Raw genomic sequence first — 14203 nt, 5'->3', positions numbered from 1 at the left:
AAAGGCTGTAACGAGAGGGTTTCAGCTATGCCAAAGCCCAAGTGTTGCTGCTAGACCTGTGTAAGCGTGATGAGTACACACAGGATCTATTCGCACAGGAACAGCCAGCTCGAACAGAAAAGCTAATGAGCACATTGGATGCAATCAACGGTCGCTGGGGCGCCTTAAATCATCGCACCAAACCATCTTAGAGAGAGTTCACCGTCGCCCCTAACATGGCATAGGTGATGGATATCACCTTTATCCATACCAGCAGGACTGGCTGTGAAGGCAGCATTACTTCGCCTAATCTAGCGCGGCGGGATTAAAAAGGCGCAGAGCCTAGGTGTAGGACTCCGCGCAACGCTCAATCGTTAGAAATGTTAGGCACCTAGCTCGAACAGGGGGCGCTGTCGACGCGGATACAGGCCTCCAGACTCTGGTTGCGCGGCAACAGCCGTGAGAAGTAGACGGTGACGTAGAAATAGCCCGCGTCAATCTTTGTCTGCGCCACAACCGATGTAGCATGCCCGGGTTTTATAGACCGGGCCAAGATTAATGATGCTCGCCAAGTGGGGCCTGAGCGAGAATCACGTGCCTATTCGCCGGGCTCTTAGATACCACCCAGGCAGAGGTACTTGATCTCCAGGTAATCCTCAATGCCGTACTTGGATCCTTCGCGACCCAGGCCGGATGCCTTGATACCACCGAAAGGCGCAACTTCATTGGAGATCAGCCCAGTATTGACGCCGACCATACCGTATTCTAGGGCTTCGGCCACACGGAACACGCGCCCCATATCGCGGGCATAGAAGTACGAGGCCAGGCCGAACTCGGTGTCATTGGACATCGCGATCACGTCGGCCTCGTCCTTAAAACGGAACAGCGGCGCCAGCGGACCGAAGGTTTCTTCCTTGGCTACGGCGGCGTTATTCGGTACGTCAATGAGGATGCTCGGCTCGAAGAAAGTGCCACCGAGGGCGTGCGGCTTACCACCAGCGAGTAGCTTGGCACCCTTGCTAATGGCGTCGGCAATGTGCTCCTGGACCTTGGCCACCGCCTTGGCATCGATCAGAGGGCCGGTGGTGATACCTTCGTCCAAACCGTTACCAATCTGCAACTTAGCTACCGCGATTTTCAGCTTCTCGGCGAAGGCATCGTATACGCCGTCTTGGATATACAGGCGGTTGGCGCACACGCAGGTCTGGCCATTGTTGCGGTATTTGGAGATCAGTGCGCCTTCCACTGCCTTATCAAGGTCGGCATCATCGAATACGATGAACGGCGCGTTTCCGCCCAGTTCTAGCGACACCTTTTTAATGTCCTTGGCACATTCGGCCATTAGCTGGCGACCAATTTCGGTGGAGCCAGTAAAGCTCAACTTGCGCACGATCGGGTTGCTAGTCAGTTCGCTGCCGACTTCGCCAGCACTGCCAGTGATTACACTGAACACGCCTTTGGGGATCCCGGCACGCTCGGCCAGCACTGCCAACGCCAGCGCCGAATAAGGCGTTTGCGACGCTGGCTTGAGCACCATGGTACAACCGGCGGCCAGGGCCGGGCCGGCTTTACGGGTGATCATGGCTGCCGGGAAGTTCCAGGGTGTAATCGCTGCCGTTACGCCGATGGGCTGTTTGATCACGATCAGGCGTTTGTCCGGTTGGTGGCCGGGAATTACGTCGCCATACACGCGCTTGGCTTCTTCGGCGAACCACTCAAGGAAGGACGCCGCGAAAGCAATTTCGCCCTTGGCTTCGGCAAGTGGCTTACCTTGCTCCATGGTCATGAGACGACCCAGGTCGTCCTGGTTTTCAATCATCAGTTCAAACCAGCGGCGCAGTTTGTTGGCGCGGTCTTTAGCTGTCAGTGCACGCCAGGCTGGCAGGGCATGATCTGCTGCTTCGATGGCTCGACGGGTTTCCGCTGCCCCCATCTTCGGCACACTACCCATAACTTCGTTGGTGGCCGGATTGGTGACCTGAATGGTCTGGCCGCTGTCCGCGTCCAACCAGGTTCCGTCGATATAAGCCTGTTGGCGGAACAATTGGGTATCTTTGAGTTGCATGGCGTGCTCCTTCGCAGACTGCATTCAGTGCTGCTCAGCTATTTTCCAAGCTATGAATTTAAGCCGAGGAGAGCCACATAAAAGCAATTCTCTCCTCCCCCGGATTGATCTAACCAACCCACTGAGTGGTGTCGTCCAGCGCCCTGGCAAAGCGCTCTACAATCATTCCGACTTCCTGTTCGTTGACGATTAACGGCGGGCAGAAGGCCACGGCATCACCCATGGCGCGAGTAATCATGCCGTGTTCCTGGGCTCTGCCGGCCATGTAGCGTCCGAGGGTGCCTAGCGCCTGATACGGCGCCTTGCTCACGCGATCGCCAACTAGTTCTACCGCAGCGATCAGTCCACAACCGCGAATTTCGCCCACCAAGGGATGATCGATGAAATGCTGTAGGCCGCTGCGCAACAACTGGCCCATTTGCGCCGCATGCTCGACCAGGCTCTCCTCTTCAATAATCTTCAGGTTCTCCAAGGCCACGGCAGTAGCTACCGGATGACCGCTGCCGGTGAACCCATGCCCAAGCGCGCCAAGCGCTTGGCTCTGATCAGCGATGCCCTCAAATACTGGGGCATTGATCAGAATCGCCGCTATCGGCTGATAAGAAGATGACAGTTGCTTGGATAACACCATGATGTCCGGCTGGATACCAAAGGTCTGGCTGCCAAACATCTGCCCGGTACGCCCAAATCCACAGATTACCTCATCGGCGATAACCAGGATGTCGTACTTACGGCAAACTTTCTGGATCTTCTCCCAGTAGGTACGAGGCGGCACTATGACACCGCCAGCGCCCATCAATGGCTCGCCAATGAACGCTGCGATAGTCTCCGGGCCTTCGGCGAGAATCTTCTGCTCGAGCTCGACGGCAAGGCGGTCAGCGAAATGCTCTTCACTTTCACCGGCAAGGGCGAAACGATAATGGTGCGGGCAGCCGACATGCAGGAAGCCTGGAAGCGGCAGGTCGAAACCGCGCTGGTTGCCTGGAAGGCCAGTCAAGCTTGCGCTGGCGACGGTGATGCCGTGGTAGCCGTTGACCCGACTGATGAACTTCTTCTTGGCTGGTTTGCCTAGAGCGTTATTGAGGTACCAGACCATCTTCACTACAGTATCGTTAGCCTCGGAACCGGAGTTGGTGAAGAACACCTTACTCATAGGCACCGGCGCCATCTCGATCAGCTTTTCGGCTAACTCGATACTCGGGCGATGCGATTTGTGACTGAACAGGTGATAAAACGGCAGGGTGTTGAATTGCTGCTCAGCTGCCTTGATCAGACGTTGATTGCTAAAGCCAAGCGCGGCGCTCCACAACCCAGCCATCGCCTCGATATAACCCTTGCCCTGATCGTCATAAACATAGATACCCTCCCCGCGCTCGATGATCAGCGGGCCAAGCTCCTGATGAAGGCGAGCATTGGTGTAGGGGTGCAGTTGATACTGAATGTCTTTTTCTGGCAGCGAGGATACTGACTGGTTCATGGGGCGCTCTCAATATGACTAACAAGCATGGTTTCTGGGAGTAGCCTTATAAGTAGGCATCCGGCTTTTGATCACAATCACACACTTCAATTCGGTAACGAGTTCAGTAACGATGACTTGGCTCGGGGACGTTAAGTGCACTAGCCGATAGCCTATTAGACTGAGCCGGTGCGGGGCTTGTCGTCTTGCGCACAGTCTTGTTCGTTCCAGTGCACTGCCGAATTCGCCCCGCACTGCCTCATGCGGGATGTTGGTTTTTTACAAACCTGGGTAGCCCCTGCAGCTGTGCATCAATCTGCTTGATGATGTAGGCGCCTATGGGAATTGCAGAGGTAGCCGCCGGCGATGGTGCATTGCAGACGTTGACGCTACGGCGGGTATTGCGGAACAGGAAGTCCTCGATCAACTTGCCGTCCGCTGAAACCGCTTGGGCGCGGACGCCGGCCGGGTAAGGCTTGAGATCCTGCAGCGTTAAGCTGGGGCAGTACTTGCGTACTTGCTGTAGATAACCACGCTTGAACAGCGAGTTTTTCATCTCGATCAGGCCGGGCCGCAGATTGTCCTTGAGCACTTTAAGAATGCCCGGATTGGTGAGCATTGCGAACGTGTCGGACAAAGATATGTCACGCTTGCGATAGCCCTCACGCTTGAGTGCCAGCACAGCATTGGGACCGACTGTCACACTGCCGTCGATCATTCGCGTCAGGTGCACGCCGAGGAACGGCATGGAGGGATCGGGAATCGGGTAGATCAGGTGATTGACGATCCGGTTGTGCTGCTCAGGCAGCAAATAGTATTCGCCACGGAACGGGCAAATGCTAAAGCCAGGATCTAAGCCCAGTAGACATACAATGCGGTCGGCCATCAGACCCGAGCAGGTCACCAAAAAGCGTGCAATGACTTCTTCATGCTGGGTTTTAACCCGCATCTCCGTGGCGCGCTCTTCCAGGCCGATGACTTCGCTGTCGTAGCGAATCTCGCCACCGTGCCTCTGGAACTCGCGAGCCATGGCAGCGGTGACCTCGGCATAGTTAACGATACCACTGGAGGGCACGAAGATCCCGCCGATTCCGGTGATGTTCGGTTCGCGTTCCTTCAGTTGCTCCGCAGACAGCCACTCGCGCTCCAGACCATTGGCTGCAGTGCGCTCCCAAAGCGCGCGCATGCGCTGCATTTCCACCTCATTGGTGGCGACCAGCAACTTACCGCACTCATCGTAGATAATGCCGTGCTCGTTACAGAACGATTTGGTAGCACGGTTGCCTTCCAGGCAGAACTTCGCCTTCAAGCTACCCGGCGTGTAGTAGACGCCGGCGTGGATGACCCCGCTATTGTGCCCCGTCTGATGCTTAGCTGGCCCGGACTCTTTCTCGAGCAACAAGATTTTCGACTCTGGGTAGGCCTTGATTAATTGCATGGCAGTCGACATGCCGATAATGCCGCCCCCGATGATCACAAAATCGTACACCGCTATCACCTCTACTCGATCTGTTTTGCCCCGTGGACAAACGACAAGGGCTAAACCGCGCAGCCCCTGTTCAATTAATGGCAATTATTGGCCTTGCTGATGGCCGAGTTTGGGGTAACTGAAGTAACCGCGCTGGCGCATCAGTTCACGGCGCAGCCCAGGGTGAGGGGTGAAACGATCGCGGCCATGCAGCCAATACAGGTTATTAATCAGCAGGAAGCAGCCAACTGGCACCGGCACGGAAAGCTTCTGTTTACTGCCCTCCAGGGAGATAGACAGGTCGGTCAGCCAGTTGCCCTCGTCGAAGTCTTTGGGCTGAACAAATTGATCGATATAGCGAATAGTCGGCCGCCCTTCGGCGTCGACATCAAAGATCGAATGGAACACGTCCGTATCGACCCTTTTACTCGGCGGCGCGGTCCAGCGCATGACGCGCCGTGCTAGCGGATGATGGAAGAAAGCATGGCGATCCTCCCAGTCGTCCAGATGCAGGATCAGCGAGTTGCCACCTTCGATATTCTGCTCATCGATCTTCATCATCAGCACGTAGTCGGTGATCTGATCGACGAAAGTACCATCGTTGTGCAACTCCATTACCCGGTGAGGTTGGCGCAGGTAGCTGTCCGAATTATCGACGTTCTCGACCACGAAGCGTGCGTAGAACTGGCCGCTCATCGCATCAAAGTTCGACCGCCCCAGCAGGTGGGCCACAGCAGTCGAGAATTTGACCATATCATCAGCTTGTGCCACATCATTCAGGGCCTCCTGCTTGATTAACAGCCCTCCGGTGGCACGATCCATTAGGGCGTTGAGTAGCACCGGGCGCAGGCTGTTACCGCAGAGATCGTCAAGAATTTTGGCGAAGCGAAATCGCAAGAAGGACTTGTATTCCAGCGCCTGCACCGGCCACTCGGCCACTGCTACACAGAAAGCCTCTATCGTCGCCTTAGTGAAGGTCAGCTCGAACAAACGGGGCGACTGAGCGGAGGGTGAAAGAGAAAACCCCTTAACGGCGGTCGGTAGCGGCATCACAAGATCTTTGAGCTGGGTAAAGGCATTCATGGCAGAGTCCTGACGAAAAAATTGTCTGTACGCCGCCCCGAGATTTACCAGAACAGCCGGACTAAAAATATAGCTATTTTATAAAAATGTCTACGCTTTTATAAAATAGCGACACTCGGCAACTGCATCTCCACTTAGTAAATATTTCTGCAGTTGCGTATGATGGATAAAACCCGTTGAGGAGCATGGTTTATGGATACGCTCGCCCCCCGCCAAAACTCAGCAGTCAGCGGCTATGAGTGGCTCAAGCGGGACATAATTCAGGGCATGTTCAAGCCCGGAGAAAAACTGCGAATGACTGCGCTTAAGGAGCGCTACGACCTAGGCGTAGGCCCTCTGCGTGAAGCGCTATCGCATCTGATTGCGGAAAATCTGGTAGTAGCTATCAGTCAGCGTGGCTACCGCGTCGCTCCTATGTCGCTGAGCGAAATGCAGGACATCTATGACGCACGGGCCAATCTCGAAGCGCTGGTACTTAAGCTCGCCATCGAACGCGGCGATGACGCCTGGGAGGCCCAGGTGTTGGCCTATTCGCATACATTGGCCAAGGTAATGGAGGTCAAGACCCAGGAGCAGATGCTGGAAATATGGGATGCCCGACACAAGGCCTTCCATACAGCTATAGCCTCCGGCTGTGGGTCTAGACACCTGCTGCAGGCGCGCGCCTATCTGTTCGATCAGGCCGAGCGCTATCGCCAGCTGTGGCTGCGGCGCACGGTGCTATCCGAGGAGGCCTTGTCCCTGAAACGTCAAGAGCACAGCGAACTGGTAGAAGCTATCCTTGCCCGTGACGCAACGCGAGCAAGCGCCATGATGCAGGCTCATCTGATGACACCAGTACCGATCATCGAAGGGATCATGCGCAACAGCAACCTGAGAGCATCCCAGTCCGCCCCTGAAATCATGGGATAGTTACCGTGTCTCGCCCTTAGAGGGGGTGCCTGCGGAATTTCAGCATGTTTTTTGCAGGACAGACCTGAAGCAATTACTACCCAACACCATAGCTTTGCACCTAGCATGGTTCCGTCTTACGCTTGTGAAGCCTGCGCCGCTCTCAGCCCGCTCGCGTGAACCTAAAACAATAAGCTTGGCTTGATCAGCAACACCAGCTACGCATGAGTTTGCCAATGCAGACGACAAAGGCTTACCCAAGTTAGCGCCCGTATGGAATATCAGACGCCGATATATAACTGGTACTCCCGCAACGGTGAAAAGGCGTGGAGCCTTTATGGGGAGCTACGCCGAGTGACTTCTAATCCCCCAGAGCACATTGACAATAAAGTAACCGGCTACGGCTTTAACGAAACGGCTCGGGCTTCACTGGCAGTACAACTAAAGTGCTGGCGAAAATGCCGGGAAAATTGTGCCTGATCACTGAACCCCCAACGATATGCCAGCTCACCGATTGATAGGTGGCAGTGGGGATCACGTAGGCGTTGATATACAGCCTCCAATCGTTTCAGGCGAATCCATTCACCGAGACTGTAGGGCGTACTGAAAAATAATTTATGCAAATAGCGAACCGATAAGCCGCAGGCCTGAGCAATATGCTGCGGGTTTAGTTCAGCTGAACACAAGTTTCGGTCGATGTAGTGCTCGATACGCTGCAAATGCAGGGCAGCTAGACTCGAACTCTCACTATTAAGGACGCGCTCATCTTGGCGCAGAGCCATTAACAACGTCGAAAGCACCTGTTCCAGCAGCATATGACGGGCATCCGCATCGCATTCGTCGAAGCGCGCGGCACACATCGCCAGTTGATCAACAAAAATTCGTCCCAATCCACGCCGAGCCTCGAAACAGAAACGGGTGTAGCGCTCGGCTCCACGTATCTGTCCATGTAGCGCGCGCTCAGGCAGCTTGAATACCCAAAGGTCGTTGTCGCAGGAGTAGTGAAAACGATAAGGCGCATCGCCTCGCTCGAAGATGAACCCACCTGGCTTACAATGGAGCTCACGACCGTCTTGCTCGAAGTGTACTTCGGTAAGGCGCGGCACTGTTACAAGGTAACAGGGTTCAGTATCTTCGCTAACCTGGCTCTCGCTGCGCGAATAGCCTAGCTGACTGGAGCGCAGGCGCGATAACGCCAACGGCGTACTGCCCGTTTTCCAAATTTTCAGGCTGCCTTGGAAAATGGCGCTGGAATTGAACTCCAACGACAATGGAAAATATGTATTGCCGATGGCTTCGGCCCAACGCGATTGCCTTTCTCCCTCAGGCCAATACCGCGTAGACAATTGATCTGTCATGAAAGGTCCTCAATTTGTAGTTATTATGAGGGCGGCACCAACGGTGAATGCCGTCGGTGCCGTTGTTACACAATCCTTTGTTAAAAATCCCTGACGGTCAATGACCGGGAGTCAGTTCATATGTGGCCGAGGGATCCAGACTGACCCGCCAGCCCGGTGGAACAACGATGTTTGTGGTCGCTTCCTCAATCACACAGGGACCTTGAATAATCTGCCCTACTTCTATGCGGTCGCCGTTGTACACAGGCGTGTCCTGCCAATCGTCTTGCGCATTGAACAGCATCGGACGATGACCAGCCGGAATCGCGGCCGTTGCCTTGAGCGGGGTTGCAAGTTCAGGCATTGGTGGACGCTGTAACCGCGCGATCACCGAGCACTCTAGATTAACTAGTTCGACCGGGCTGTTAGGCTCACTGAAGGAAAACAGCGCCTTGTGCCGCTGGTGGAAGGATTCGCGCAGGGCCGCCAGGCTGCTACGGTCGAGCCGGTCGCAGCTCAGTTCGACGCTGCACTCGTGGATCTGTCCGAGGTAACGAATCTCCAGGCTGTACTGGCATTCAATACGATTGTCACCACCGAAACCATCGTCTCGCAGGTTCGTCATACCACGCTCGCGTAACTGCTGCAGGGCCTGGTTTAGTTGCTCCAAATCGACGAACTCGTCATCCAAACGCATCGGCAAAGTAGTCAGCTGATCATAGCGGATGTCAGAGAGAATCTGGCCGAAGGCGCACAGCCCCGAAGCCACCTTGGGAATCAGCACAACCTTGCTGCCGATTTCCTCAGCTAGTCGCATCACGTGCATGCCCGCTGCACCACCGGCACCGATCAGGGCGAAGTCACGGGGATCATAACCACGCTCAATGGACACGCGGCGGATACCACTAACCATGCTCAGGTTAACCAGGGTAATGATACCGACGGCCGCGCGCTCGACACTGATACCCAGCGGTTCGGCAATTTTACTGCGGATCGCATCGATCGCGGCTTGTCGATTTAGACGGATGCTGCCACCGAGCAGTGCACCATCAGCCAGATAACCGAGCGCCAGGTTAGCATCGGTTACAGTCGGCTCGACCCCACCCTTTCCATAACACACAGGCCCGGGGTTAGCCCCGGCACTGCGTGGACCGACCTGGAGCATGCCGAAGTCGTCAAGGTGGGCGATCGAGCCACCGCCGGCGCCAAGGGATTCCACCTGAATCATTGGCACGCCGATACGGTAACGGAGGAAGTCGCTGTCTTTGCTGAAGTTGGTGCGACCGCCTTTGCTAAGAGTGATGTCGAACGAGGTACCACCCATATCGACGGTGATTACGTTGTCGATACCGAATGGCTGGGCCACGCACAAGCCGGCTTGCGGGGCAGATGCCGGACCGGAGTTGATCGCGTTGACCGCCCGCTCACGCATTACCACGCCAGGAGCCAGACCTCCGTTGGACTGGAAATAGCGGGTAGGCTGCTGCGCGCCCAGCTCCTCGAACAGCGCGTCGATGCGTTCGATATAACGACCCATCACTGGGCTAAGGTAGGCGTTGACCACGGTTGTCGAGGTGCGTGTGTATTCGCGAATCTGCGGGAACACCTCGTGGCCGCTGCAGACAAATACGTCAGGTAAAGCCGCACGCACCATAGCCATAGCGCGCTGCTCGTGACTAGGGTTGCGCACCGACCAGACGAAGGAGATCGCCACCGCCTGCACCTGTTGTTCGCGGAAGTAGTCGATGGCGGCATGAATCGCCGCCTCGTCTAGCGGGCTGAACTCGCTGCCGTCACTGATAATACGCCCGCCGATTGGACGGCGCAGGTGGCGCGGCACTAACATATGCGCCGGTGGATAAGTGGCGTCATAGCGATGGCCATCTTCTTTGTGGCCAAGGCGAATTTCCAGGCTGTCTTCATGGCCATCGGTACACAGCAGGCCCACCTTGACCCCGGTCTTTTCGATCAGTGCGTTGAGCGCCACAGTCGTCCCGTTGATGCACAGATCGCAGTCGGCAATGATCTCGGCTGGTGTACGGCCGAGGGCATCGGCGATTTGCGCCAGACCGTTGCGTATGGCCAGGGTGCCGTCATGTGGGGTGGACGGCGCCTTGAACAACTGCACGTTGCCCTGATGGTCGGCGAGGATGAAATCAGTGAAGGTGCCGCCGGCATCGATGCCCAGGCGATATTGTTGTTTGCTCATTTTCGAATTCTCTGCATTGCTCAAAGGGGCTGTGCTCAGTGCGCGGCTCGGTGTGCGTGGGTTGCGGCTTCATCGAGTTGGCCGTTGCCGTCAATCACTACGCCGTATTCAAGGCGCGCGCCGTCAATCGAGACCAAGCCGTTGCGCACATCGGCTAGAACCGTGGCCAGCGGACGACGTAGTGGGTCGCCATAGCCACCACCGCCCGGGTTGACGTTGATTACGCGCTCACCTGGTTGTGCGGTCAGCAGAGTGTTCTGGATGTAATGGTCTTCCTCACCGTCGACATGTCTATGGATCAAGCGGCCGAGCTTGGGCTCGAGCAGAACATTCTTCGCCCCTGCCGCACCGGCGGTAGGCAGCTGCCGGCCCTCACCGAAACCGACCACGGTCATGGCGTGCTTCAGCGGCTCGAGCTCCAGGCGAGTACCAGAGCCACCGCGGAATTCACCGGCGCCACCACTGTCGGTCATCAGGCTGTAGCGGTGTATCAGTACCGGATAGGAGTACTCAAGCAGTTCGATATCGCCGGACGTCAGCGCGCCGAAGCAGCACAGCGGGCCGCAAGCAGGCCAACCATCCATAGCCTTGTTAGCGCCAGCGCCGGAGATGACCGAGGCCAGCACCATGGTCACATATTCATCGTTGTTGTTGCGTGGGTCGTGCCCAGCGATATTGATCCCGCTGGCATGCCCCCAGGAGGCGGTCACACGCTCCGGAGCCGCCTGTTCAAGGGCCAGACGCACGGCATCGGCGAGGGTTTCCATCGGAGTAGTGGTGCAGTTGACGTGCGGTGCCGGCTCCTGGGCGTTGCACAGAGTACCGGACGGGCCAAGGTCTACACTCACGCAGCGATAGAGGCCTTCATTGTAGGGCGGTGGCACCTGGGCGAACATCATCAGTCCGAGGTAAACCCCGGAGATCGAATTGCCCGCGTAGGAGTTGATGAAGTAAGGCACCTGCGGCGGGCTCTCTATCAGAACGTGCGCCTCGTCGCCGCGAATTTCCACCTGGGCAGTGATCGACAATTCTCCCAGACCATGACCGGAGTCTTCGAGAATGGCAGTGCCGCTGTAGAAACCGTCTGGCACATCACGCAACAATGCGCGCATATGACGGTCTGCCATATCTTTCAGCTCGGTAATGCACGCTCGGACCTGGTCGACGCCATAGCGATCGAGCAACTCGATCAGGTGACGCTCGCCCACGCTGCAAGCACCGTACTGGGCATTCAGATCGCCTTCTTGATAGGCGCGGGCGCGCATGTTGGTCAGCAGCAGGTTGATTACGTCTTCCCGGCGCTGGCCCTGGGCCCACAACTTGACAGGCGGGATGCGCAGGCCCTCTGCGTAGATTTCTTTTGCGTCCGGGTTGTAGCCGGCCGGTACCGGGCCGCCAATATCGGTCAGGTGGCCCTTGCAGACCGTCCAGAACACCAGCTCGCCCTTATAGAACACCGGTTTGTACATGCAGCAGTCGAGGATATGACTGCCCATGTAGGCTGGATCGTTATGATAAATAACATCGCCCTCGGCAATCTCATCACCGAAGAAGCCAGCAACGCATTTCATCGCTGGGATAAGCGAACCGAGATGAATAGGAAGGTCCTGGCCTTGCAGGATCATTTCCGGGAGGTGATCGAAGAGTGCGTTGGAATAGTCGTGGGCGAGGTTGAACACGCTCGAGCGACTGGTCTTTTCCAGCGTCAGGGTCATTTCTCGCTGGGCTGTTTCGAGCGCACCGCGCACGACTGCCAGGGTGATCGGGTCTACTATGTTCATGGGTCACCACAAATCTTGTTTTTGTCTGGGGAGGCGTGACGGATGTCTTGCCCACATCGCTAAGCTACGCGCGGGCCTAGCGGCTGGCTTGTCTTCAAGCGCACCGTTTTTTGGCCTGAAGTGAACTGTTTCTACTGGTGCATCTACTCAAGATCTAATGCCGGGAGGCCGGAACGCTGCGATCGGGTAGGAGGCGGCCTCACGGCCGCCGTCCTCCCACACCACCGTGCGTACGGTTCCGTACACGGCGGTTCAGGCCATGCGGTTAAGCCGATTGATCGTATCCAGTATCGAGACCAGTCAAAGTCTGTCCCATAGCTTCTTCGGCAGCGCCTGATTCATATGCGGCGCTCCTGAGTTCCACCACGGGCCTCGGCCATTGAAGGCCGACTTGCAGGCACGCTCCTCGCTCAATCCCAGGCGCATCAGGTTGCGCGCCCTCGTAGAGGGCTGCTTCCATTGCCGCCAGATGACACAGCGAAGTTTGTGCCTGACCCAGCCATCCAGCTCTTCCAGTGGACGCTTGCTCTGGCTGAGCTTGAAGTAGCCTGCCCAGCCTCGCAGCACCGGGTTTACCCGCTCGATGACATTCGCCATCTTGTGGCCCCGCACCCCTCGCAGCAGTTCCCTGAGACGGTCGCGCACACGGCGCAGGCTCATGGTTGCCACTCGCAGTCTAGGCTGCGAGTGCCAACTCATCCCATACCCCAGGTAGTCGCATTTCCACGACCCAGCCACGCGACTCTTGTCCCGATTCAGTCTCAGTTTCAGACGGTGATTCAGGAACCGCTCGACACTGGCCAGCACTCGTTCGCCAGCACGCGGACTACGGACATAAATGTTCGCGTCATCGGCATAGCGCACGAAGCGATGGCCTCGCCGCTCCAACTCACGGTCGAGTTCATCGAGCAGGATGTTCGACAGCAGCGGCGAAAGCGGGCCGCCTTGCGGCGCCCCCTCCTGCCGATGGCTGACAACCCCGCCCGACATGACGCCCGCTTCGAGGTAACGGCGGATGAGTCTGAGCACCTGTTTGTCTTCGACATGGCGCTCAACACAGAACATCAGGATGTCGTGGTTGACCCGATCAAAGAACTTCTCCAGATCGAGTTCCACGCAACACCTATGACCCGCCGCCACATGGGTGCGGGCCATCTCGACAGCCTGGTGAGCGCTTCTGCCCGGACGGAAGCCGTAGCTATAGTCCGAGAACAGCGGATCGAAGATCGGCGTGAGCTGTTGCAGCAGGGCTTGCTGGATCAGGCGATCCACGACACTGGGAATGCCCAGTTGCCGCATACCGCCCTGCGGTTTGGGAATTTCGACCGCCCGCACTGCCTGGGGATGGTATTCACCTGCCAGCAGCCTGACCTTCAGGATGGGCCAATACTGTTTCACGTAGCCTGCCAAGTCGGCGACCGTCATGCCATCGGCACCCGGCGCCCCCTTGTTGCTGACCACGCGCTGATACGCACGCTTGAGATTGAGCGGCGCAAGCACCCGCTCCATCAGCGTGTCCGGCTCCGCGTTCATCCACGTCACCGACGCCGCCGATACCTCTGCGCTGTCAGGCGTCATCCTCGGCCTCTGGCCGGGACTCGGGGTGACAGTCTTCTCTTGGAGAAATTTCTGCATTTCGGTTATCGACGAGACGCTGACGCCTACTGGCGGCATGACCTGTTCGGCCCTTGATGGCGTGGTTGACCGCCACTTACTACGGCCTCGGCTGACTTCTGCACGCCCATCCCGTCGCCTCTCGACAATCGGTAGCACAATGGCAAGCGTACAGATCTCCCAGGGTAATTCGCGCGACCTTCCTGCTTATGCCTGTCGGATCTACGTCGCAGCGTTCCGTGCAAGTATCGGGCTTTGGCGATTATGGCCACCTCACCCCGCTGCGCCGCCTCATCCGCTTCCTGTTCGTCAGGCCAGCA

The 14203-nt window shown here is 57.0% G+C and carries 9 protein-coding genes; 1 reads left to right on the top strand and 8 read right to left on the bottom strand.

All coding sequences use genetic code 11. The features are described from left to right. Nucleotides 1-592: 592 nt before the first annotated feature. The 4 genes from gabD to glaH all read right to left on the bottom strand — a co-directional run bounded on the left by gabD (nt 593) and on the right by glaH (nt 6051). Nucleotides 593-2044, bottom strand: a complete 1452-nt coding sequence (gene gabD, locus ACODSV_RS03645) for an NADP-dependent succinate-semialdehyde dehydrogenase (RefSeq protein WP_024075423.1) — start codon at nt 2042-2044, stop codon at nt 593-595. A gap of 109 nt (nt 2045-2153) precedes the next feature. Next, nucleotides 2154-3521 carry an aspartate aminotransferase family protein gene (locus tag ACODSV_RS03640; RefSeq protein ID WP_023048105.1) on the bottom strand — a complete coding sequence of 456 codons (1368 nt, stop codon included), beginning with the start codon at nt 3519-3521 and terminating at the stop codon, nt 2154-2156. 238 nt (nt 3522-3759) lie between these two features. Further along, nucleotides 3760-4989 (bottom strand): L-2-hydroxyglutarate oxidase, encoded by a 1230-nt coding sequence (gene lhgO / locus ACODSV_RS03635; RefSeq protein ID WP_023048104.1) that lies wholly within the window; start codon nt 4987-4989, stop codon nt 3760-3762. Between the two features lie 84 nt (nt 4990-5073). Beyond that, nucleotides 5074-6051, bottom strand: a complete 978-nt coding sequence (glaH, locus tag ACODSV_RS03630) for a glutarate dioxygenase GlaH (RefSeq protein ID WP_023628647.1) — start codon at nt 6049-6051, stop codon at nt 5074-5076. Nucleotides 6052-6243: 192 nt separating this feature from the next. On the opposite strand from glaH, the gene csiR reads away from it, so the two are divergent. Beyond that, nucleotides 6244-6963: a DNA-binding transcriptional regulator CsiR gene (gene csiR / locus ACODSV_RS03625; protein ID WP_023048102.1), complete on the top strand. Its 720-nt coding sequence runs from the start codon at nt 6244-6246 to the stop codon at nt 6961-6963. A 377-nt stretch (nt 6964-7340) separates the two neighbouring features. On the opposite strand, the gene ACODSV_RS03620 is transcribed toward csiR, so the two are convergent. The 4 genes from ACODSV_RS03620 to ltrA all read right to left on the bottom strand — a co-directional run bounded on the left by ACODSV_RS03620 (nt 7341) and on the right by ltrA (nt 13943). Continuing rightward, nucleotides 7341-8300, bottom strand: coding sequence for an AraC-like ligand-binding domain-containing protein (locus ACODSV_RS03620; RefSeq protein WP_033902870.1), 960 nt, complete (start codon nt 8298-8300; stop codon nt 7341-7343). Between the two features lie 97 nt (nt 8301-8397). Continuing rightward, on the bottom strand, nt 8398-10488 hold the full coding sequence (gene capA / locus ACODSV_RS03615; protein ID WP_033902869.1) for a caprolactamase subunit alpha: 2091 nt from the start codon (nt 10486-10488) through the stop codon (nt 8398-8400). A gap of 35 nt (nt 10489-10523) precedes the next feature. Further along, on the bottom strand, nt 10524-12269 hold the full coding sequence (gene capB, locus ACODSV_RS03610; RefSeq protein WP_033902868.1) for a caprolactamase subunit beta: 1746 nt from the start codon (nt 12267-12269) through the stop codon (nt 10524-10526). A gap of 300 nt (nt 12270-12569) precedes the next feature. Then, nucleotides 12570-13943, bottom strand: a complete 1374-nt coding sequence (ltrA, locus tag ACODSV_RS03605) for a group II intron reverse transcriptase/maturase (protein WP_049950174.1) — start codon at nt 13941-13943, stop codon at nt 12570-12572. Nucleotides 13944-14203: the final 260 nt, after the last annotated feature.

The sequence above is a fragment of the Pseudomonas sp. FG86 genome (genome assembly GCF_057808775.1).
The sequence above is the reverse complement of the archived record's forward strand: the minus strand, read 5'-3'. Positions and strand labels throughout refer to the sequence as shown.